Raw genomic sequence first — 21,721 nt, 5'->3', positions numbered from 1 at the left:
TACCGGTTGCCGGGGGTCACTGGTCACCGCAGGTGGCCGCGGACGCGGCCGGCGTGTCCAGCCACGGCAGGTCGTGCCCCATCCGGTCCCGCTTGGTGCGCAGATAGCGCAGATTGTGCTCGCCGGCCGTCACCGGCATCGGCACCCGGCCGCTGATCTTCAGGCCGTGCCGCAGCAGCGCGTCGGTCTTGTCCGGGTTGTTGGTCATCAGGCGGACGCTGCGCACCCCGAGCTCGGCGAGGATCTGCGCGCCGGCCGCGTAGTCGCGGGCGTCGGCGGGCAGCCCGAGTTCGAGGTTGGCGTCGAGGGTGTCGCGGCCGCGTTCCTGGAGTTCGTAGGCGCGCAGCTTGGACATCAGGCCGATACCGCGCCCCTCGTGTCCGCGCAGGTAGACGACGACTCCCCGGCCCTCGGACTGGATGCGCTCCAGGGAGGCGTCCAGCTGGGGGCCGCAGTCGCAGCGCTGGGAGCCGAAGACGTCGCCGGTGAGGCATTCGGAGTGGATGCGGACCAGGACGTCCTCGCCGTCGCCGATCTCGCCGTGGACGAGGGCGACGTGCTCGACGCCGTCGACGGTGGAGCGGTAGCCGTACGCCGTGAAGGTGCCGTGCGCGGTCGGCAGGTGGACCTCGGCCTCTCGGCGGACGGTGGGCTCGTTGGAGCGGCGGTAGGCGATCAGGTCCTCGATGGAGATGATCGTCAGGCCGTGCTTGCGGGCGAACGGGATCAGCTCGGGCAGCCGCAGCATCCGGCCGTCCTCGCCGGCGATCTCGACGATGGCGCCGGCCGGGCGCAGACCCGCGAGCCGGGCGAGGTCGACGGCGGCCTCGGTGTGCCCGTTGCGGACCAGGACGCCGCCGGACCGGGCGCGCAGCGGGAAGATGTGGCCGGGGCGGACGAGGTCGGTGGGCTCGGCGGTGCCGCTCGCCAGCAGTTGCAGGGTGGTGGCGCGGTCGGAGGCCGAGATGCCGGTGGTCACGCCGTGCGCGGCGGAGGCGTCGACGGTGACCGTGAAGGCGGTCTTCATGGACTCGGTGTTGTCCTGGACCATCTGCGGCAGTTCGAGCCGGTCCAGCTCGTCGCCCTCCATGGGGGCGCAGATCAGGCCGCGGCACTCGCTCATCATGAAGGCGACGATCTCCTCGGTCGCCTTCTCGGCGGCGATGACGAGGTCGCCCTCGTTCTCGCGGTCCTCGTCGTCCACGACCACGACGGGCCGGCCGGCGGCGATGTCGGCGATGGCCTGCTCGATGGGGTCGAGGGAGAAGTCCTCGATGCCGTCGGTGGAGTACAGGATCGGTGCGGTGCTCATGCCGGCGCTCCTTCCAGGGCGGGCTGCGCGCTCCGGCGGGAGCGCAGCCACCAGTCGCGCATGCCCCACAGGACGAGTGCGCCGTAGATGACGTAGACGAATCCGGAGAAGGCGTAGCCGTTGGCGAAGTTCAGCGGCACGCCGACGAGGTCGACGAGCAGCCAGGCGAACCAGAACTCGACCATGCCCTTGGCCTGGGCGTACATGGCGACGATGGTGCCGACGAAGATGTAGGCGTCGGGCCAGGGGTCCCAGGACAGCTTCGGGTAGGCGGTGAAGAGCAGCGCCACGGCGACGGTGCCGACGGCGGCCGCGGCGAGCATCGCGCCGCGCTCGGGCCAGGTCGCGAACCGGACGGTGATCCGGCCGTCCTCGGCCTTGCCCCTGCCGCGCTGCCACTGCCACCAGCCGTACAGCGCGACCGCCATGACGACGACCTGCTTGCCGGCGCTGCCGGTGAGGTGGCCGTAGAAGGCGCCGAAGAGGACGAGACCGGACAGGAACTGCACCGGCCAGGTCGCCACGGAGCGCCGCCAGCCGAGGGCGAGGGTGATCAGGCCCAGGATGTTGCCGACCATGTCCGACCAGATGATGTGCTGGCCGAAGAGGGTGAACGCCTCGGAGTTCATCCAGTTCATCGGCCGGCCCCCGGCAGGCGGTCGCCGAGCATCCGCTCGACGTACTTGGCGACGACGTCGACCTCCAGGTTGACCGGGTCGCCGGGCTGCTTGTGGCCGAGCGTGGTCAGGGCGAGGGTGGTCGGGATGAGGCTGACGGTGAAGAAGTCGGGGCCCGCGTCGACGACGGTGAGGCTGATGCCGTCGACGGTGATGGAGCCCTTCTCGACGACGTAGCGGGAGAGGTCGGCGGGCAGGGAGATCTTCACGATCTCCCAGTGCTCGGAGGGCTTGCGCTCCAGGATCTCGCCGGTGCCGTCCACGTGTCCCTGCACGATGTGACCGCCGAGGCGGTCGCCGACGGCCATCGGGCGTTCGAGGTTGACGCGGGAGCCCACGGTGAGCGCGCCGAGGCTGGAGCGGTTCAGGGTCTCCGCCATGACGTCGGCGGTGAACTCGTCGCCCTCGTGCTCGACGACGGTGAGGCAGACGCCGTTGACGGCGATGGAGTCACCGTGCTTCGCGCCCTCGGTGACGACGGGGCCGCGCAGCCGGAAGCGACAGGCGTCGTCGAGGGTCTCGACGGCGGTGATCTCGCCCAGCTCTTCGACGATTCCGGTGAACACTTCCCGGGTCCTCCTGCCTCGTGGGGCACGGACTCCGGGGCTGTCGATGACGACAGAGACCACGGGCAGGGACACCGGGGGCGACGCCGGACAGACCCGTCCCGAAGGACGAGCGGGTACGGCGGCGCGCATGAATGCCCGCCCGCCGCGCACTGCCTCCCATCCGGACTTTAACCGTCGGTCCAGGAATTTCACCTGGTCAACCGGTCACTGGAAGTGACCGGGTCGCGGACTGTAACCGCCGGTTCGGACTTTCACCGACCCCGGAGTGCGCTGCTTTAGGTACAGGGCCAGTGTGCCACGGCCGGCACTCACCCATGCGGGTGAAGTGTGTGGAGTGGCTCACAGAAGAGGCCATCGATCGCCGCTCCCGATGATTGGTCCATACCTATTGACTCATTGGTCTAGTCCTCCCTAGGGTCTGCCCAACTTCCGCGGAGAGGAGCCCCCTTGCCGTCCTTGCCACCCCACCGAGCCAGACCCGCGCTGCTCGCGGCGGCCGCAGCCGTGGCGGGCCTGCTGCTGGCCGGCCTCCCGGCGACCGTCTCTCAGGCCGCCGACCAGCAGTCCTGCCGCCCCGACGGGCTCTACCAGACCCCCGGCGTCGACGTGCCGTACTGCACGGTCTACGACACCGCCGGCCGGGAGAAGATGGGCGCCGACCACCAGCGCCGGGTGATCGGCTACTTCACCGGCTGGCGCACCGGCAAGGACGGCACCCCCGCCTACCTGGCCTCCGACATCCCGTGGGACAAGGTCACCCACCTCAACTACGCGTTCGCGCACATCGACAAGAGCAACAGGATCTCCGTCGGCGCGGACGGGCCGGCCAACGCCGCGACCGGGATGACCTGGCCGGGGGTGACCGGCGCCGAGATGGATCCGGCGTTCCCGTACCAGGGCCACTTCAACCTGCTGAACAAGTTCAAGAAGCAGCACCCGAACGTGAGGACGCTGATCTCGGTCGGCGGCTGGGCGGAGACCGGCGGCTACTTCGACGACTCCGGCACCCGCGTCGGCTCCGGCGGCTTCTACTCGATGGCCACCAACGCCGACGGCTCGGTCAACCAGGCCGGCATCGACACCTTCGCGGACTCGGCCGTGGACTTCGTACGGAAGTACGGCTTCAACGGCGTCGACATCGACTACGAGTACCCGACGACCATGAAGGACGCGGGCAACCCGCTCGACTGGTCCCTCTCCAACGCCCGCCGGGCCGGCCTGGTCAAGGGCTACGCGGCGCTGATGAAGACCCTGCGCGAGCGCCTCGACCGCGCGGGCGCCGCCGACGGCCGGCACTACCTGCTCTCCGTCGCGGCCCCCTCCTCCGGCTATCTGCTGCGCGGCATGGAGACCTTCCAGGTCCAGAAGTACCTGGACTACGTCAACATCATGTCCTACGACCTGCACGGCGCCTGGAACGAGTACGTCGGCCCCAACGCCTCCCTCTTCGACGACGGCAAGGACGCCGAGCTCGCCGCCGCCGGGGTGTACACCACCTCCCAGTACGGCGGCATCGGCTATCTGAACGCCGACTGGGCGTACCACTACTTCCGCGGCTCCATGCCGGCCGGGCGGATCAACATCGGTCTGCCGTACTACACGCGCGGCTTCAAGAACGTCACCGGCGGCACCGACGGGTTGTGGGGCCGGGCGCCCTCGACGTCCTGTCCGGCCGGGTCGGGTCTGACCAAGTGCGGCGACGGCGCCACCGGCATCGACAACCTGTGGCACGACCTGGACACCAGCGGCAAGGAGGCGCCCGCGGGCTCCAACCCGATGTGGCACGCCAAGAACCTGGAGAAGGGTGTCGTCGGGGACTACGTCACCCGGTACGGCTTCCCGGCGGACACCAGGCTGACCGGCACCTACGCCCGCAGGTACGACGCGACGCTGGTCGCGCCCTGGCTGTGGAACGCCGAGAAGAAGGTCTTCCTGTCCACCGAGGACGAGCAGTCCGTGAACGCCAAGGCGGACTACGTCGTCGACCACGGCATCGGCGGCACGATGGTCTGGGAGCTGGCCGGCGACTACGGCTGGAACGCGGCCAAGGGACAGTACGAGCCGGGCTCGACGCTGACCTCGGCGATGTACGAGAAGTTCAAGTCGGCCTCGCCGTACGGCGCGAAGCGCTCGGCGATCGATCTGCCCACCGAGGCGCTGAAGATCGACGTGGACTTCGGGCAGTTCCCGCTCGGCGACTCCAACTACCCCATCAGCCCCAAGCTGAGGATCACCAACAACACCGCGGTGACCCTGCCCGGCGGTACGGAGTTCCGGTTCGACTACGCCACCTCCGCGCCCGGCAACGCCAAGGACCAGTCGGGGTGGGGTACTTCGGTGATCCGCAGCGACCACACCGGGAGCAACGTCGGCGGTCTCAAGGGCGACTACCACCGGGTGTCCCTGAAGCTCCCGGCCTGGCAGACGCTGGCTCCGGGCGCCTCCGTGGAGCTGGACTTCGTGTACTACCTGCCGGTGTCCACGCCGTCCAACTGGACGGTGACCTTCGGCGGGCGGACGTACGCGCTGGCCGGCGACCTGGCCCGCGGGACGACGGTGGTGGACCCGGGGACGGCCACCCCGACGCCGGCCCCCACACCGACCCCGACGCCCACGCCCACCCCGACCCCCGGCGGCTCGTGCACCGCGGCCGCCTGGTCCGCGACGGCGGAGTACGGCGGCGGCAGCACGGTGTCCCACAAGGCGCACACCTGGAAGGCCAAGTGGTGGACGAAGGGCGAGGAGCCCGGCACCACCGGAGAATGGGGCGTCTGGCAGGACCTCGGGGCCTGCTGACCCGCCCGCACAGCGGGGCCCGGCGGCGGTGACGACGGCCCTTGCCCGCCGCCGGGTCCTCCCATGCCCCGGCGGCGGCCCGTCTGGCAGGGTGAGGCCATGACGACCGCGCTCGCCGAGGAGTTCGAAGCCCACCGCCCTCGCCTGTTCGGCCTGGCCTACCGGATGCTGGGCTCCGCCGAAGAGGCCGAGGACACCGTCCAGGACGCCTATCTGCGGTTCAGCGGAGCCGACCGCGCCGGCATCGACCACCTCGGGGCCTGGCTCGCCAAGGTCGTCACCAACCTGTGCCTGAACCGGCTGACGTCGGCCCGCTCCCGGCGCGAGAGCTACGTCGGGACGTGGCTGCCCGAGCCCGTGGTCACCTCGGACGGCACGCTCGGCCCGGTGGAGTCGGCCGAGCAGCGCGACGCGGTGTCCGTGGCGCTGCTGGTGCTGCTGGAGCGGCTCACGCCGACCGAGCGAGCGGTGTACGTCCTGCGCGAGGCGTTCGGCTACGGCCACCGCGAGATCGCGGAGGTGCTGGACCTCGGCGAGGCCAACTGCCGTCAGCTGCACCGGCGTGCGCTGCGGCGGCTGGAGGCGGCCGAGACCCGGTTCGAACCCACTCCCGAACGGCAGCGGGAACTGGTCGCCTCGTTCCTGGCCGCCGCCCGGGAGGGCGACCTCGCCCGGCTGGAGAAGATGCTCGCCGACGACGTGGTCTGGTGGAGCGACGGCGGCGGCAAGGTCAGCGCGGCCCTGCGGCCCATCCAGGGCCGGGAGAAGGTCCTGCGCTTCCTGGTGGGCGTGATCAAGAAGTACGGGGCGGAGCTGGGCTTCACGGAGGCGGAGGTCAACGGCGCGAGCTCGATGCTCCTGTGGGCCGGCGGTGCGCTGATCGGGGTGATCACCATCGAGTACCGCACGGACCTGGTCACCGACGCGCGGATGGTGATGAACCCGGACAAGCTCGGATTCGTACGGCGTCAGCTGGGCCGGCCGTAGGGGCCGCCTGTCACATTTCCGGGTGGCTGTCCGGTCCCAGTGGACGAGGGGCACCCCACCCGGGGGTGCCCGGCGCCTCGAAGGAGCTGACAGCATGACCACGATCCTGGTGACCGGCGGAACCGGAACCCTCGGCCGGCTCGTCGCGGAGCGGCTGCGCGCGGACGGGCACGAGGTGCGCGTGCTCAGCCGGAGCACCCGGCCGTACGCCGTCGACCTGCGCCAGGGCGGCCCCGCCCTGGACGCGGCCGTCCAGGGCGTGGACACGATCGTCCACTGCGCGAGCAGTCCGCGGGGCGGCGACGAGCAGGCGGCCGGGCATCTGATCGCGGCGGCGCGGCGGGCCGGGGTGGGGCACCTGGTCTACATCTCGATCGTCGGCGTGGACCGGGTGCCGTTCGGCTACTACCGCTCCAAGCTCGCGGTCGAGCGTCTGGTCGAGGAGTCGGGGCTGGGGTGGACGATCCTGCGCGCGACGCAGTTCCACGACCTGGTGGTCCAGCTGCTCCAGACGCTGGCGAAGTCTCCGGTGATGCTGGTGCCGGCCGGGGTCAGCGACCAGCCGATCGAGGTGGCCGAGGTCGCCGACCGGCTGGCCGAGCTGGCGCTGGGCGCTCCCGCGGGCCGGGTCGCGGACATGGGCGGTCCCGAGGTGCGCACCTTCGAGTCGCTGGCGCGCTCCTACCTGCGGGTGACGGGCCGCAGGCGGGCGCTGGCGCGGGTACGGCTGTGGGGCGCGGCGTACCGGGCCTTCCGCAGCGGCGGTCACCTGGCCCCGGAGCGGGCCGTGGGCAAGGGCGGCTTCGAGGACTACCTGGCCAAGCGATTCGGCGGCACTCCCGCCCGCTGAGAAGCCCTGCCGTATCGGCGACACCCGGATGATCCGAGCGACCGGGCCTAGCCCTCCGGCGCCGTGAACAGCTCGTCCTGGGCGCGGTCCCGGGCCGTCAGCAGTGCGCCGCGCAGGACGGCGGCGCCGCCGAGCGTGCTCGCCCGCACCTCGGTGGGCAGCGGGGACATCACGTCCAGCCGTTCCTGCACGCGCCGCGCGAGCTCCTGACCGCCGGCCTGCCCCAGCTCGCCGCCGAGGACCACGCACCCCGGGTCGAGGACCGCGGCGACGGAGGCGGCGCCGATGGATATGCGGCCGGCGAGGGCGTCGAGGAAGCGGTCCGCGGCGGCTTCTCCCCGCGCCGCGACCGCGGCCCGCACCTGGGCCGCACCGACCGGTTCGCCCTCCCGCGCGGTGCCGGAGATCCCGTGCTCCGCCGCGAGGGCGGCGACGGCCGCCGAGCCCGCCAGGGAATGGAACCCTCCCTCGCAGCCCGTCGCCGAGGGCAGTCCCGCCGTGCCCGGCACCGGCAGGAAGCCGATCTCGCCGGTGCCGCCCGAGGCGCCCCGGCGCAGCGTCCCGTCCAGGATCACGGCGGCGCCGGTGCCGTGGCCCAGCCAGAGCAGCACGAAGGTGTCCCGGTCGCGGGCGGCGCCGTCGCGCTGCTCGGCGAGGGCGGCGAGGTTGGTCTCGTTCTCCACGCTGACGCGGGCTTCGGGCAGGCGTTCCTGGAGGGCGGCGACCAGGCGGCGGTGCCAGGCGGGCAGGCCGCTGGAGTCTCGGAGTTCGCCGGTGGCGGGGTCGATGAGGCCGGGGGCGCCGATGCCGACGGTGTGCAGCCTCCCCCATGCCCGAACCCCCTCGGGCGGGGGCGCCCCGATGGTGCCGGCCTCCTTGACCGTCCGTTCGACGAGGGCGACCGCCTGCTCCACGGCCGGTCCGGTGCCCGCCTCGCCGGCGATGGGCGAGGACGCCTCGGCGAGCACCCGGCCGACCAGGTCGGACACGACGACGGCGACGCCTTCGGTGCGCACGTCGAGGGCGGCGAGGTGGGCGAGGCCGGCGACGATGCCGTAGAGCTTGGCGTTGGGGCCGCGGCGCTGCTCCCCGGCCTCGCCGACCACGGTGATCAGGCCGGAGGCCGTGAGGCGCTCGACGAGGTCGGCGACCGTGGGCCGGGACAGGCCGGTCAGCTCCTTGAGCTGCCCCGCCGTCAGCGGGCCCTCCTGCTGGAGCAGCCGCAGGGCGAGCCGGTCGTTGATGGCCCGGGCGGTGCGCGGTGATGCGGGCATGGGCGGATCCTATCCGCTATCTATCAGGCAGGGTTCCTGATAGTTTACTGCGCACAGAGCAGCGGGGCGAGACGCGTCCGGGAGGGGCGGGAGAATGAAGGCAGTGTCCTACCAGCAGCGCGACGTGCGGCGGGCCCGGTACGCCGTGGCCGCCGTGTTCGCCGCGCACGGCGCAGTGACCGGCTCCTTCGCGACGCGGGTGCCGTGGATCCAGGACCACGCCGGGGTGGGGCCGGACAGTTGGGCCTGGCGCTCGCCTTCCCGGCGCTCGGCGCGTCCCTGGCGATGTCGCTCGCCGGCCGGATCAGCCACACCTTCGGCGCCCGCAACGCGCTGCGCGGACTGATCGCCCTCTGGACGCTGTCGCTCACGCTGCCCTCCCTCGCCCCGAACCTGGCCACGCTCTGCCTGGCGCTGTTCGTCTACGGCGCGAGTGCCGGCATGGCCGACGTGGCCATGAACGCGCTGGGCGTCGAGGTCGAGAACCGGCTGGGCCGCTCGATCATGTCGGGCCTGCACGGCATGTGGAGCGCGGGCGCCCTGGTCGGCTCGGCCGCCGGGACGCTCGCCGCCCACCTGGGCGCCGACGCCCGTCTGCACCATCTGCTGGCCGCCGCCGTGCTCACCGTGCTCGGCGTCGGGGCCTGCGCCTGGGTGCTGGACCTGCAGCCCACCGAGGACGAGGAGCCGCCGCCGCGGTTCGCGCTGCCGCCGAAGTCGGCGCTGCTCATCGGTGCCATCGGGTTCTGCGCGGTGTTCGCCGAGGGGGCGAGCCTGGACTGGTCGGCGGTGTATCTGCGGGACCGGCTGCAGACCTCGGCGGGGCTCGCGGCCGCCTGCACCACGGGCTTCACCCTGACCATGGCGGTGGCCCGGATCGCCGGCGACAAGGTCGTCGACCGCTACGGCTCGGTGCGCACGGTCCGCGCGGGCGGGGTGCTCGCCGTGCTCGGCGGGCTGCTCATCGTCGTCTCGCGCCAGCCGGCCCTGGCCATGGCCGGGTTCGCGCTGATGGGCCTCGGTATCGCGGTCGTCGTGCCGCTCTGCTTCGCCGCCGCCGGCCGCAGCGGCCCGAACCCGAGTCAGGCCATCGCGGGCGTCGCGACGATCACCTACACCTCGGGACTGGTCGCGCCGAGCGCCATCGGCGGGCTCGCCCAGGCGACCAGCCTGGTGGTGTCCTTCGGTCTGGTGACGCTGCTGGCGTGCGGTCTGGCGGCGTTCGCGGGTGTGCTGCGGGCCGGAGACCGGGACCGTCCGACGGTCAGCCGTCCGTCGGACGCAGCAGTTCCCGACCCGCGGCCCTGAACGTCTCGCTCCACGGCGCCGGGCGCAGCGTCTGCGCGTCCAGCCGGACCAGCACCCGGCTGCCCTCGGCGTACGTGGTCGCCCCGTCGGCGGAGCAGAAGCGGAAGCCGTAGGTCAGGCCGGTGGTACCGAGCCGGTCCAGCCACAGGTGGACGGCGTACGTGCCGGGCCGGGTGACCGGGGCCTCATAGGTGATCCGCAGTTCCCTGACCGCGTTGCAGGCGTCCCCGGCCGCCGCCCAGTCGCCCTCGAAGACCAGGCCGTGCTCCTGCCACAGCTGCGCCCAGGCCCGCTCGACCATCAGCGGGTAGCGGGCGTTGTGGAGCAGGCCGAGCGCGTCCAGGTCGTCGAAGTGGACGGTGACGGGGATCAGCCGGCCGTACGACAGGGCGGGGGCGATCGGGGCTTCGGCGGTCACGGGTGGGTCTCCTGTGGTGGACGGTTCAACCAGATCATCCTAAGCGGACGCTCAGCACCCCTCGTGAGCGGGGACAATGGTCGGCGGCCCCCATCCCGCACGACGAAAGCGAAACCCCACCATGGATCTCGGCGTCCGCTGGAAACTGCACGGCGACGGACGCACCCCGGCCCCCGGCGCGGTGGTCCGGCCCGACGAGCGGCTCTCCTGGCCGCGCACCGTCGGACTGGGCGCCCAGCACGTGGTGGCGATGTTCGGCGCGTCGTTCGTGGCGCCCGTGCTGATGGGGCTCGACCCGAACCTGGCGATCATGATGTCGGGCATCGCGACCGTGGTGTTCCTGCTCGCCACCCGCGGCCGGGTGCCCAGCTACCTCGGCTGCTCGCTGTCCTTCGTCGGCGTCGCGGCCGTCATCCGCGCCCAGGGCGGCACCAGCGCCACGGTCACCGGCGCGGTGTTCGTGGTCGGCGCGGCGCTGTTCCTGGTCGGGCTCGCGGTGCAGAAGTTCGGCGCGCGGATCATCCACGCCGCGATGCCGCCGATCGTCACCGGCGCCGTCGTGATGCTGATCGGCTTCAACCTGGCCCCGGTCACCGCCTCCACGTACTGGCCGCAGGACCAGTGGACCGCGCTGCTGGTGATGCTGTTCACCGGTCTGGCCGTGGTCTGCCTGCGCGGCTTCTGGTCCCGGATCGCGATCTTCCTCGGCCTGGTCTTCGGCTACGGCATCTCCTGGCTCTTCGACCGCGTCTTCGGCAAGATCCACTCGGTGGACGCGAGCGGCAAGCTCACCGACCACTGGCGCCTGGACCTCTCCGGCGTGTCCAAGGCCGACTGGATCGGCCTGCCGCACCTGCACGGCCCCACCTTCCAGTGGTCCGCGATCCTGGTCGCGCTGCCGGTCGTCATCGCGCTCGTCGCGGAGAACGCCGGTCACGTCAAGGCGGTCGGCGAGATGACCGGCGACCCGCTCGACGACAAGCTGGGCACCGCGATCTCCGCCGACGGCATCGGCTCCATGCTGTCCACCGCGGTCGGCGGCCCGCCCAACACCACCTACTCCGAGAACATCGGCGTCATGGCCGCGACCCGCGTCTACTCCACGGCCGCTTACTGGGCCGCCGCCGGCTTCGCCCTCCTGTTCGGCCTGTGCCCGAAGTTCGGCGCGGTCGTCGCCGCCATCCCGGGCGGGGTGCTCGGCGGCATCACCGTCATCCTGTACGGCATGATCGGCCTGCTCGGCGCCCAGATCTGGCTCAACGCCGGGGTCGACCTGCGCAACCCGCTCAACCTCGTCCCGGCCGCCGCGGGCATCATCATCGGCGTCGGCAACGTGACGATGAAGTTCACCGACACCTTCTCGCTCAGCGGCATCGCGCTCGGCACGCTGGTCGTCATCACCGGCTACCACGCCCTGCGCGCCTTCGCCCCCGCCCACCTCAAGACCCAGCAGCCGCTGCTCGACGAAGGCACCAGTTCCTACGACACCGAGGGCGGCGACGGCCCTCAGCGCGCCACGTCGTGACACCTCTCAGCGCGCCAAGTCGTAGGCGTACGACGGGGTGAACGTGCCCGGTGCTCCGGCGCAGCCGTCCGACTCCCCGGGCAGCTTCACCCACAGGTAGGCGTCGATGCGCGCCTCGCCGGTGTTCAGCGTCGGGGTGCGGCCCAGCTTGCGGCCCGCCGGGTCGCACCACGCGCCGTCGGCCGGGGCGCCGTTGCCGTTGCGGCTGGTGTCGATGACGGCTCCCAGGCCCGCCGGGCCGCCGAGGGCGTCCAGCACCTGACGGTCGTAGACGATCTCGTCGGCGGTGCGGTGGAAGTTGGAGACGTTGCTGAAGATGCCGTCGGAGGAGGCGGCGGAGGCCGCGCCCGCCTGCCGCAGCAGCTCGGCCTGCTCAGCCGGTGCCCGCCAGCCCGAATGCCCGGCGTCGTAGTAGACCCGCGCCCGCGGGTCCGCGGCCTTCAGCACCCGGCCCGCGCGGGCCAGGGAGGCGAAACGGGCGGCGCGGTCGGCCGCGGACAGGCAGTCGGCCTGGGCGATCGAGTCCGGCTCCAGCACGACGATCACCTCGGCGGAGCCCAGCCCGGCGGCGAACCGGTCGATCCAGCCGTCGTAGGCGTCGAGGTCGGGCGCCCCGCCCTGGGATGCGCCGCCGCAGTCGCGGTCCGGGATCGCGTACGCCACGACGACCGGCACCCGGCGCTGGGCGGCGGCACCCGCGGTGACCGCGCGCACCCGGGCGGCGAGGGTGTCCGGCGCGTAGTCGGCGAACCAGACCGCGGCCGGCCGGCCGGCGATACGGGAGGCGATGACCCCGGTGCGCGGGTCGCCCGGGTGGGCGCGGACCCAGTCGAGGACCTGTGAGTCGGGGTGCCGGTACAGGCGGGCCGGGGGCGCGGGGGCAGCCCGCTGCGTCTTCTGCGCGGTCGGCCTCGGTGACGGCTTCGCGGACGCCCTGGCGGACACCGGCGGCGAGGGCGGCGGTGGGGTCGGGGACGGCGAGGGCGGGGCCGGACGCACGTCCGGCCGGGACGAGCGGGTCACCTGGGGCAGGGCCCGGTCCGCACCGCGCCCGTCGTCGAGTGCCGTCACCATGCCGGTGACGGTGCCGACGGCGACCACGGCGCACGCCGCGGCCACCATGGCATGGCGGCGGACGGCACGCCGGCGCTCTGCGCGGCGCGCGGCGAGCCGCTGGGCGCGTAAGCCTGACACGGTCCCTGTTCCCCCCTCGCTGCGACCGCTCCCCCACGACCGGCCTGCCCGGCGCGGCGGGCCCGTTCCCCCGTTCTGGGGAAGCAGCGGGCCCGCCGGCACTGCGGAAAGCCTAGGACTGGGACCCTTCCTCCATGGCGCAGTTGGAACAGTTCACCACGCCCGTCGACGCCGTGATCTCCCGCATGCGCGCCCTGGACGCGGCGCTGCCCGCGCGGGACGGCGTGGCGGTGTTCAACCGCGTCTACCTCGCCGTCACCGAGGAGGTCGACCGGTGCGTCGACGCCGGTGGCTTCCCGGACGCGCGGGCCGCGATCACCCTGGACGTGCGGTTCGCCGAGCGATACCTGGCGGCGGTCGACGCGGACGCGCGGGGCCGCCGGCCCCCGGCGTGCTGGCGGCCCCTGCTGCTGTTCCGCCGCCACCCCGGGGTACGGCCCCTGCAGTTCGCGCTCGCGGGCATCAACGCGCACATCGGGCACGATCTGGCGCTGGCCGTGGTGGACGCCTGCCGTAGCCTCGGCTGCGCTCCCGTCGAGCTGGAGGACGAGTACGACCGGGTGGGCGACCTCCTCGTGGCGCTGGAGGAGCGCATCCGCGAGGAGGTGATGCCGGGTCCCGACCTGCTGCAGATCGCCGACCCGCTCACCCATCTGCTCGGCTCCTGGAGCCTGGAGCGGGCCCGGGACGCCGCGTGGTCGGCGGCGCGTGCGCTGTGGGCCCTGCGCGGACTGCCCGACGTCGCCGGGGAGTTCACCGAGCGGCTGGACGCGGCGGTCGGGTTCGCGGGGCGGATGCTGCTCACCCCGCTGCCGGACTGAGCGCGGCCCGCGCGTGGCCTGACTGGCGCGGGCCCGTGGCCGCTGTACGTTGGCCGATGGGGCACACCGATCGCTAAGGAGCAATCAGCCATGGCCATCCGTCTCGGACTCGGTCTTCCCCAGCATCGGCAGTACGACCTCGCCAAGGACATCACGGACGTGGCGCGTACCGCCGAGCGGATCGGATACGACAGCCTGTGGGTGTACGAGCGGGCCCTGGTCCCGGAGAACCCCACGCAGGGCCTGTACGGCGTCCCCGGCCTGCCCTGGCCCGACTGGTACCGCGGCCTGGCCCACCCGCTGGTCACACTGACCCTGGCCGCGGCGGTCACGGAACGGGTCGGGCTGGGCTCGGGCATCGTGGTGGCGCCGCTGCACGGGCCGTTCCAGCTCGCCAAGGCGCTGGCCACGCTGGACGCGGCGAGCGGCGGCCGGGTGATCGCGGGCCTCGGCAGCGGCTGGTCCACCGACGAGTTCGCCGCCGCGTCCTCCCGGCCGTACGAGGAGCGCGGCCAGGTGCTGGACGAGGTGATCGACGTCTGCCGGGCGGTGTGGGGCCCGGACCCGGTGAGCTACGAGGGCCGGATCACGAAGATCGACACGGCCGCCGTCGGCCCGAAGCCGGCCCGGCCGATCCCGATCCTGGTGGGCGCGACCAACAAGAAGGCGCTGACCCGGGTCGTGGACCGCGCCGACGGCTGGATCCCGGTCGCCATGACCCCGGACGCCTACGCCACCGGCTGGAACCAGCTCCAGGACATCGCCGCCGAGCGGGGCCGCAGCCAGCCGCTGCTGCGGGTGCCGCGCGTGAACGCCATGTACACGAACAAGGCGTACGACGGTGAGGGCCGCCAGCCCTTCCAGGGCAACGCCGAGCAGATCGTGACGGACCTCGCCGCGTTCGCCGAGGTCGGCATGGACGAGGTCCTCATCGACCTGCAGACCACTCCGCGCGACGCCCAGGAGCTCAAGGACGTCGCCGCGGAGGTCTACGAGAAGGCGCGGGCGGCCGGGCTGTGACGCCGGCCGTGAACTCCCGTCAGTCCTCGGGGAGTTCGACGGGCGCGATCTCGTCGTAGACGTCGCCGGGGCCGGGGTTCGCCGCGTCGGTCTCGCCGCCGAGGTGGTGCATGACGCCCCAGACCGCGTTCAGCGCGGTCTGGACGGCGCCCTCGGCCCAGCCGGCCGTCCAGGAGATGTCGTCGCCGGCCAGGAAGATGCCCCGCTTGTCCTCGGGCAGGTTCTCCTGCATGAAGTGCGTGAACAGGCGCCGCTGGTAGCGGTAGTGGCCCGGCAGGTTGGCCTTGAACGCGCCCATGAAGTAGGGCTCGTTCTCCCAGGAGACCGTCACCGGGTTGCCGATGATGTGCTTCCTGATGTCGACCTTCGGGTAGATCTCGCCGAGCGACTTCAGCATGACCTCCATCCGCTCGCTCGCGGACAGCGGCAGCCACTTCAGGCTGTCGTCGCACCAGGTGTAGGACAGGCAGATGACGGCGGGCTTGTCCGGGCCGTTGTCCAGCAGGTAGGTGCCGCGGGTCATGCGGTCGGTGAGCGTCATCGACATGACGTCCCGGCCGGTCTCCTCGTCCTTGTCCAGCCAGAACGGCCGGTCGACGGGGACGAAGAGCTTGCTGGACTCCATGTAGTGGGTGCGCTCGATCGCCGTCCAGTGGTCGATCGGGAAGAGCGAGTCGTCGCAGGCGATCTTGGACAGCAGCATCCAGGACTGGGCGGTGAAGATGGCCGCCTTGTAGGTGCGGATGTCGCCGTTCGCGTCGGTCACGGTGATCTGGTTGCCCGCGGTGCGGTGCAGCCGGGTCACGGCGGGGCGCGGCTCACCGTTGAGGTGCAGGGACTTCAGCGAGGTGCCGTACGGCCAGTGGACGATCTTCTCCGGCTCGCGCTCCCAGAGCCGGAGCGGGAGCTGCTGGCTGCCGCCGACGATGCCGCGGTGGTGGTCGTCGGCCTCGGTGTAGACGACGCGCAGGATCTCCAGGATGGAGTTCGGGAAGTCGGTGTCCCAGCCGCCGGTGCCGAAGCCGACCTGGCCGAAGATCTCGCGGTGCCGGAAGGACTTGAAGGCCTCGGAGTCGCAGAGGAAGCCGTAGAAGGTCTGGTTGTCGAGCTTCTCGACGAGCTTGGCCCAGATCTCGCGGATGCGCTTGACGTCGCGGTGGCGCAGGGCGCGGTTCATGTCGGAGAAGTCGGCGCCCTCCTCCAGGCACTTGTTCCAGGCCTCGGCGACGTCCCGGTACACCTGGGGCAGGTCGTCGATGGTCTCGGCGTAGTGCGACTCGCCCTTGAGGTCGACGACGGTGGAGGGGGTGGCCTCGGCGAGCGGGTTCGGGAACGGCTTCGTCTCCAGGCCGACCAGGTCGATGTAGTGCTGCAGGGCGGTGGAGGACGGCGGGAAGCGCATCGCGCCCAGCTCGCAGTTGAGCTCTTCGTCGCAGCCCTCGAAGCCGACGGTGCGCAGGCGGCCGCCGAGCTGGTCGGCCTCGTAGACGACGGGCTTGAGGCCCATCTTCATCAGCTCGTACGCGGCCACGATGCCGGACAGGCCGCCGCCGATGATCGCGACCTCGGTGCCGTGCTCGGTCGCGGGGACCTGGCCGAGGCCCGCGGGGTGGGCGAGGAAGTCGTCGTAGGCGTAGGGGAAGTCCGGGCCGAACATGGTGATCGGCGGCTGCTGCTCGTCGGTGTGCTCGACGGCGTTGGGCACCGTGGACGTCATGGGGGTACGGACTCCTTGCGCGGGGGTGGTTCGGGGAGCTCTGGGTTTGCCTGGCGGGTTCAGACCAGGGACCCGTACAGGTCCGGGCGGCGGTCCTTCAGGTACGGGTTGTTCTCGCGGGAAGCGGCCAGGAAGGCGGGGTCGGCGTCGGCGAACACCAGCTGCTCGGTGCGGCCGGCGCGGGTGCGGGCGACTCCGTCGGGGCCGGCGAGGGTGGAGAGTCCGACGAACTCGAACTCGCCCTCCTGGCCGACGCGGTTGACGTACGCGACGTACATCTGGTTCTCGAAGGCCCGCACCGGGATCATCGACTCGGCGACGAACTGGAAGGGGTGCATCTGGGCCGTCGGGACGAGGAGGAGGTCGGTGCCAGCGAGGGCGTGGGCGCGGACGTTCTCCGGGAACTCGACGTCGTAGCAGATCAGCAGGCCGACGGTGAGGCCGTTCACTTCCGTCTGGACGAGCTGCTGGTCGCCGGGGGTGAAGTGGGCCCGCTCGAAGCAGCCGAAGAGGTGGGTCTTGCGGTAGTTCGCTGCGCGGGTGCCGTCGGCGGTGATCAGCTGGGCGGAGTTGTAGACCGTCTCGCCGTCGCGCTCCGGGTAGCCGTAGGCGATGGCGATGCCGTGCCGGGTGGCCGTCTCGGCGATGGCGTCGGCCGAGTCGCCGTCGGCGGGCTCGGCGAGGCGGGCGATGTCGTCGCCGATCGCGTAGCCGGTCAGGAACATCTCCGGGGCGGCGAGCAGTCCGGCTCCGGCGGCGGCGGCGCGGCCGGCGGCGTCGTCGAGGACCTTGAGGTTCTCGGCGACGGAGCCGGGGCGGCCGGAGCTCTGGAGCAGGGCTGTGCGCATGCGTGTTCCTTCACCGGGAGGGGTGGGGTGGGGGGCCTTTTAGACGGTACGGTCGGCTGCGCGGGCGGGACAAGATTGAGCCGTTGCGCGGCTGTGGGGGGATTGTTGCGTGGGTGGGGGTGGGCGGTGATTCGTTGCGCTGCGCCTCCGGCGGTGCGTTGATCTTCGTCTGAGGGTGGGTGCCTGCGGCGCCGGGCCGGTTTTCGTCTGCGGGTGCGTGGTGGCTGGTCGCGCAGTTCCCCGCGCTCCGTCCTCGGTCCGGCCCACTGCCCCCGACGCGCTAGCTGTTGGCGGTGCCGGCCGCTGCGGGCGGACACCCCCCACCCCGCCCCCTCCCCGCCGTCGGCGGCTCTCCCCACATAGCTGCGGGCAGTCGTGCCGCTGGGGCGGCACGGGTGGGCGCAGCGGCAGCCCGTCGCGCCGGGCTGTGTCACCCGCCCCCGGCCAGGCGCGGCACCCGGCATCAGTTCAGGCTCGTGACCGGGGGAGGCCGTGTAGGAGCAGTGCTGCTGTGAGTAGGTACGGGGTCGCCAGGGCCGTGAACGCCATGGCGTGGTCGGTCTGTGTGGTCAGGGCCGCGTACGTGCCATACACCGCGATCGTCGTCACGTCCGTCCCCAGGCCCGCCAGAGACGTCACCGTCGCCCGCGTGGCGTCGTCGAGGCGTCGCTGGAGGCGGGCGTCGGCCAGGACCGTCGCCAGCTGGAAGCCCCCGAAGGCCACGGCCACGAGCGGCAGCCCGGCCGGGGTGTGCGCCGCGGCCCCGGTCGCGAGGGAAAGGGCGGCCGTGGCCAGCAGGGCCGCCAGGCCGCGTGAGCGCAGGCGGGCGGCCGGGCCGGCGAGCAGGCCGCCCGCCGTTGCTCCGGCCCCGAGCAGCAGGAGGTAGAACGGCGCCACCGCCTCCGGCACCCCGGTGGCGCTGATCAGCAGCGGCGTGTACTCCTCCAGCGCCCCCCAGATCGCCGTCACCGCCGGGACCAGCAGCAGCGCCGCCCGGACCCGGTGATGCGCGCGGGCCGTCGCCAGGCCGCAGCGCAGGGTCGCCGACCAGCTCTCAGGGGGTTCCGAATCGTTGCCACGGTTCTCCGGGAAGCGCGTGGCGACCGTCGCCGTCAGCAGGCAGGCCAGGACGCTCGCCGCTCCGACCGCCGGATAGCCGCCGGCGTCGAAGACCGGCCCGGCCAGGGCGGTCGCGGCCATCACGCCGAGCAGACCCGCGGCGCGGGCCCTGCCCATCAGACGGGCGTACCGGTCGGCCGCGCCGAGACGGTCCAGTTCGTCGTGGATCAGCGCCTCCAGGGCACCGGAGGCCAGCGCGCCGCGCGTGCCCCAGAGGATGAACCCGAGGGCGAAGGACCAGTACGCCGGGTACAGCACCCAGAGTGTGAAGCCGGCCGCCGTCAGCAGGGGGCCGAACCACAGCAGGAGGCGTCGGGAGACGGCGTCCGCCCAGGCGCCGGAGGGGACCTCCAGCAGGACGCCGGTGGCCGACCAGAGGGCGAAGAGGGAGGAGATCTCGCCGACCGAGAGGCCGTTGTCGGCGAACAGCAGGGCGTACAGGGGGTAGAGCAGGACGAAGTCGTCCAGGAACGCGTACGCGTAGAGGGTGAGCGCGAGCCGGTGCGCACGTGAGTGGGTCATGAGGCCTTCCCGCAGGGACGGATCGGACGCCGGACGTACGGCGTCCGAGGCGGCCCTCGGGAGGCGCGGCGGGGGGATCAATGTCGCCAGGTCATGGCAGCAAGCGTAGGCCGTGGCGGCTCGGCCGTGCAGGGTGATTCCGCAGGAGGACACCTGACGGGGGCGGGTCCGCCGTGCGGGCGGTGGCGTCCTTCCCCAGGAGGAGGCCCGGGGCGGGGCCCGGGCGGGAGACTGCTGGGGAAGCCGACCCTCTGCCGAAGGGGCCCGTCATGGACCGCGCCGAGATCCTCGCCCTGCCGTTCGTCGACGAACACACCGTGCTCGTCGCGGCGGAGCCGGACGCCGTCTGGCGTGGGCTGCGCGAGGTGGTGGACCGCTCCTTCACCCGGGAGCGGTGGGCGGTCGTCGTTCGGCTGCTCGGCTGTGCGGACCGCTCCGGTTTCCGCGTGGCCGGTGTGGACCCGGGCCGGGAGCTGGCGCTGGTGGGACGGCACCGGTTCTCGTCGTACGCGCTGGTGTTCCGGCTGGACGCGGTCGGTGCGGAGCGGACCCGGGTGCGGGCCGTGACCCGGGCCCGCTTCCCCGGTCCGGCGGGCGCCGTCTACCGGCAGCTCGTCATCGGTTCCGGCGGGCATGCCCTCGCCGTACGGCGCATGCTGTCGGCCGTGCGCCGCAGCGCCCCCGAAGGGGCGCGAGCGTCACGTCGGGGAGCCTGACGAGAAGCGGCGCAGCAGCGGGGAGAGGACCAGGACCGACTTGGTGCGTTCCACGAACGGCTCGCCCGCGATGCGCTCCAGGACGCGTTCGAAGTGGCGCATGTCGGAGGCGAAGACCTGGGCGATGGCGTCCGCGTCGCCGGTGACGGTCGACGCGGCCACGACCTCCTGGTAGCGCTCCAGGCCCCGCTGGATGGTCTCCGGCGAGGTGTTGCTCCTGCAGTAGATCTCGACGAACCCCTCGGTCTCCCAGCCGAGGGCGGCCGGGTCGACCCGGACCGTGAAGCCGGTGATGGCTCCGGTGGCCCGCAGCCTGTCCACGCGCCGCTTGACGGCGGGCGCGGACAGGCCGACGAGCTGCCCGATGTCCGCGTAGGAACGGCGGGCGTCCTCGGCGAGGGCGTGCACGATGCGTTCGTCGAGATCGTTCAGCACGAGCGGTTGTTCACTTCACTTCTGGTCGGGCACTGCGAGTCGGGAGCGGCGGTAGCCGTAACTGAAGTAGAACACGAGCCCGACGGCCATCCAGACACCGAACACCACCCAGGTGACGGTGGACAGGCTGCCCATCATCCAGACGCAGAAGGCGAATCCGAGGGCGGGCAGGAGCGGGGACAGCGGGACGCGGAAGGTGCGGTTCATCTCCGGGCGGGTGCGGCGCAGGACCACGACGGCGATGTTGACCAGGGCGAAGGCGAACAGCGTGCCGATGCTGGTGGCGTCGGCGAGCTGGCCGAGCGGGATGGCGGCGGCCAGGACGCCGCAGAACAGGGAGACGATCACCGTGTTGGCGCGCGGAGCGCCGGTCTTCGGGTGGACCTTGGCGAAGATCTTCGGCACCAGGCCGTCGCGGGACATGGCGAACAGGATGCGGGTCTGGCCGTACAGCACGGTCAGGACGACGCTGGCGATGGCGATGACGGCGCAGAAGGCGAGCAGGGTGCCCCAGAAGCTCTGGCCGGTGACGTCCGTCATGATCTGGGCGAGCGCGGCCTCGGAGTCGTTGAACTTCCGCCACGGCTTCGCGCCGACGGCGACGGCGGCGACCAGCACGTACAGCGCGGTCACGATGACCAGGGAGAGGATGATCGCGCGGGGCAGGTCGCGCTGCGCGTTCTTGGCCTCCTCACCGGCGGTGGAGGCGGCGTCGAAGCCGATGTAGGAGAAGAACAGGGTGGCGCCGGCCGCGCTGACGCCCGCCATGCCGAGCGGCATGAAGTGGGAGTAGTTGCCGGACTTGAAGCCCATGAAGCCGATGGCGCAGAACAGGACCAGCGCGGCGATCTTCACGCACACCATGATGGTGTTGGCCCGCGCGGACTCCTTGGCGCCACCGAGCAGGAACACCATGGCGAGGACGACGACGATCAGGGCCGGCAGGTTGAAGATGCCGCCGTCGACGCCGGGCGGGTTGGCGAAGGCGGCCGGGATGGTCACGCCGATGGTGCCGTCCAGCAGTTCGTTCAGGTACTCGCCCCAGCCGACGGCCACGGCGGCGACCGAGACGCCGTACTCCAGCAGCAGACACCAGCCGCAGATCCAGGCGATCAGCTCGCCCATGGTGGCGTAGGCGTAGGAGTAGGAGGAGCCGGCGACCGGGATGGTGCCCGCCAGCTCGGCGTAGGACAGGGCCGAGAAGAGGGCCGTGAGGCCGGCGATGACGAACGAGAGGGTGACGGCCGGGCCGGCCTTGGGCACGGCCTCGCCGAGGACGACGAAGATGCCGGTGCCGAGGGTGGCACCGATGCTGATCATGGTCAGCTGCCACAGCCCGAGGGACCGGCGGAGGCTGCCGCCCTCTCCCTGGCCGCCCTCGGCGACCAGGCGTTCCACGGGCTTGCGGCGCATGAGGCCGCCCAGCGGGGACGCGGGGGCGGTCTGGGTGCTGTTCTGCGGGGGTGCGCCTTGGTCGAGCACGCGCGGCTCCTTATCGCTGCCGTTCAGGGGGCGGAGACCGGCGGCACCCCATCCCACGGGAACCACCGAGCGGGGTCCCCGCCACACCACGTTCAGCGCGACACTCTATGAGGCCGGGCGTTGCCGCTGTA

General features: G+C 72.3%; 18 protein-coding genes, 1 pseudogene and 1 riboswitch. Of the genes and pseudogenes, 8 read left to right on the top strand and 11 right to left on the bottom strand.

Annotated elements, in window-relative coordinates; translation table 11 throughout:
• Positions 1-16: 16 nt before the first annotated feature.
• Genes C3489_RS07490 through C3489_RS07480 form a run of 3 tightly spaced genes read right to left on the bottom strand, consistent with a single transcriptional unit; the run spans position 17 to position 2,555 of the window.
• Entirely contained in the window at positions 17-1,312 is a 1,296-nt protein-coding gene (locus C3489_RS07490) for a bifunctional 3,4-dihydroxy-2-butanone-4-phosphate synthase/GTP cyclohydrolase II (protein WP_103780970.1), read from the bottom strand.
• Positions 1,309-1,950 carry a nicotinamide mononucleotide transporter family protein gene (locus C3489_RS07485; protein WP_103780969.1) on the bottom strand — a complete coding sequence of 214 codons (642 nt, stop codon included), beginning with the start codon at positions 1,948-1,950 and terminating at the stop codon, positions 1,309-1,311. The genes C3489_RS07490 and C3489_RS07485 overlap by 4 nt, the downstream gene beginning before the upstream one ends.
• Entirely contained in the window at positions 1,947-2,555 is a 609-nt protein-coding gene (locus C3489_RS07480; RefSeq protein WP_103780968.1) for a riboflavin synthase, read from the bottom strand. The genes C3489_RS07485 and C3489_RS07480 overlap by 4 nt, the downstream gene beginning before the upstream one ends.
• A 145-nt stretch (positions 2,556-2,700) precedes the next feature.
• Positions 2,701-2,831: riboswitch (FMN riboswitch) on the bottom strand.
• A gap of 183 nt (positions 2,832-3,014) precedes the next feature.
• Here C3489_RS07480 and C3489_RS07475 point away from each other — a divergent pair.
• From C3489_RS07475 to C3489_RS07465, 3 genes are all read left to right on the top strand, one after another.
• Positions 3,015-5,354 (top strand): chitinase C-terminal domain-containing protein, encoded by a 2,340-nt coding sequence (locus C3489_RS07475; protein ID WP_181139541.1) that lies wholly within the window; start codon positions 3,015-3,017, stop codon positions 5,352-5,354.
• A 99-nt stretch (positions 5,355-5,453) separates the two neighbouring features.
• Positions 5,454-6,341 carry an RNA polymerase sigma-70 factor gene (locus C3489_RS07470; RefSeq protein ID WP_103780966.1) on the top strand — a complete coding sequence of 296 codons (888 nt, stop codon included), beginning with the start codon at positions 5,454-5,456 and terminating at the stop codon, positions 6,339-6,341.
• A 94-nt stretch (positions 6,342-6,435) separates the two neighbouring features.
• The gene (locus tag C3489_RS07465; RefSeq protein WP_103780965.1) at positions 6,436-7,191 is read left to right on the top strand and encodes an SDR family oxidoreductase; all 756 of its coding nucleotides are present in this window, start codon (positions 6,436-6,438) and stop codon (positions 7,189-7,191) included.
• A 47-nt stretch (positions 7,192-7,238) separates the two neighbouring features.
• Here C3489_RS07465 and C3489_RS07460 read toward each other — a convergent pair whose 3' ends face one another.
• Positions 7,239-8,465: an ROK family transcriptional regulator gene (locus tag C3489_RS07460; RefSeq protein WP_103780964.1), complete on the bottom strand. Its 1,227-nt coding sequence runs from the start codon at positions 8,463-8,465 to the stop codon at positions 7,239-7,241.
• A gap of 94 nt (positions 8,466-8,559) precedes the next feature.
• Between C3489_RS07460 and C3489_RS07455 the strand changes: the two are divergent.
• Positions 8,560-9,773 (top strand): annotated as a pseudogene (locus C3489_RS07455) (MFS transporter).
• Here C3489_RS07455 and C3489_RS07450 read toward each other — a convergent pair.
• Positions 9,730-10,191, bottom strand: a complete 462-nt coding sequence (locus C3489_RS07450) for a thioesterase family protein (protein WP_103780963.1) — start codon at positions 10,189-10,191, stop codon at positions 9,730-9,732. The pseudogene C3489_RS07455 and the gene C3489_RS07450 sit on opposite strands and share 44 nt — an antisense overlap.
• Before the next feature lie 121 nt (positions 10,192-10,312).
• On the opposite strand from C3489_RS07450, the gene C3489_RS07445 reads away from it, so the two are divergent.
• The gene (locus C3489_RS07445) at positions 10,313-11,716 is read left to right on the top strand and encodes a uracil-xanthine permease family protein (protein WP_103780962.1); all 1,404 of its coding nucleotides are present in this window, start codon (positions 10,313-10,315) and stop codon (positions 11,714-11,716) included.
• A 6-nt stretch (positions 11,717-11,722) separates the two neighbouring features.
• Here C3489_RS07445 and C3489_RS07440 read toward each other — a convergent pair whose 3' ends face one another.
• Positions 11,723-12,838 (bottom strand): glycoside hydrolase family 6 protein, encoded by a 1,116-nt coding sequence (locus C3489_RS07440; protein ID WP_103780961.1) that lies wholly within the window; start codon positions 12,836-12,838, stop codon positions 11,723-11,725.
• A 206-nt stretch (positions 12,839-13,044) separates the two neighbouring features.
• On the opposite strand from C3489_RS07440, the gene C3489_RS07435 reads away from it, so the two are divergent.
• Together C3489_RS07435 and C3489_RS07430 are read left to right on the top strand one after the other, a co-directional pair.
• Complete coding sequence (locus C3489_RS07435; protein ID WP_103780960.1) at positions 13,045-13,731, top strand: DUF5995 family protein; 687 nt, start codon at positions 13,045-13,047, stop codon at positions 13,729-13,731.
• 90 nt (positions 13,732-13,821) lie between these two features.
• The gene (locus C3489_RS07430; protein ID WP_103780959.1) at positions 13,822-14,751 is read left to right on the top strand and encodes an LLM class F420-dependent oxidoreductase; all 930 of its coding nucleotides are present in this window, start codon (positions 13,822-13,824) and stop codon (positions 14,749-14,751) included.
• Between the two features lie 19 nt (positions 14,752-14,770).
• Here the strand turns inward: C3489_RS07430 and C3489_RS07425 are convergent, their stop codons facing one another.
• The 3 genes from C3489_RS07425 to C3489_RS07410 all read right to left on the bottom strand — a co-directional run bounded on the left by C3489_RS07425 (position 14,771) and on the right by C3489_RS07410 (position 18,957).
• On the bottom strand, positions 14,771-16,468 hold the full coding sequence (locus tag C3489_RS07425) for an NAD(P)/FAD-dependent oxidoreductase (protein ID WP_103780958.1): 1,698 nt from the start codon (positions 16,466-16,468) through the stop codon (positions 14,771-14,773).
• Positions 16,469-16,527: 59 nt separating this feature from the next.
• Positions 16,528-17,316: a carbon-nitrogen hydrolase family protein gene (locus C3489_RS07420; protein ID WP_103780957.1), complete on the bottom strand. Its 789-nt coding sequence runs from the start codon at positions 17,314-17,316 to the stop codon at positions 16,528-16,530.
• Between the two features lie 468 nt (positions 17,317-17,784).
• Entirely contained in the window at positions 17,785-18,957 is a 1,173-nt protein-coding gene (locus C3489_RS07410; RefSeq protein WP_103780956.1) for an MFS transporter, read from the bottom strand.
• 269 nt (positions 18,958-19,226) lie between these two features.
• On the opposite strand from C3489_RS07410, the gene C3489_RS07405 reads away from it, so the two are divergent.
• Complete coding sequence (locus C3489_RS07405; RefSeq protein ID WP_103780955.1) at positions 19,227-19,673, top strand: hypothetical protein; 447 nt, start codon at positions 19,227-19,229, stop codon at positions 19,671-19,673.
• On the opposite strand, the gene C3489_RS07400 is transcribed toward C3489_RS07405, so the two are convergent.
• Both C3489_RS07400 and C3489_RS07395 read right to left on the bottom strand, forming a co-directional pair.
• A complete protein-coding gene (locus C3489_RS07400; RefSeq protein ID WP_095748338.1) occupies positions 19,656-20,108 on the bottom strand; it encodes an Lrp/AsnC family transcriptional regulator in 453 nt (150 codons plus the stop codon). The genes C3489_RS07405 and C3489_RS07400 overlap by 18 nt on opposite strands.
• Before the next feature lie 15 nt (positions 20,109-20,123).
• Entirely contained in the window at positions 20,124-21,590 is a 1,467-nt protein-coding gene (locus C3489_RS07395) for an amino acid permease (RefSeq protein WP_103780954.1), read from the bottom strand.
• Positions 21,591-21,721 lie beyond the last annotated feature (131 nt).

This window comes from Streptomyces sp. Ru71, from assembly GCF_002920535.1.
GTDB lineage: Bacteria > Actinomycetota > Actinomycetes > Streptomycetales > Streptomycetaceae > Streptomyces.
Note: the sequence above shows the minus strand (reverse complement) of the source record. Positions and strands in the feature narration are given on the sequence as shown.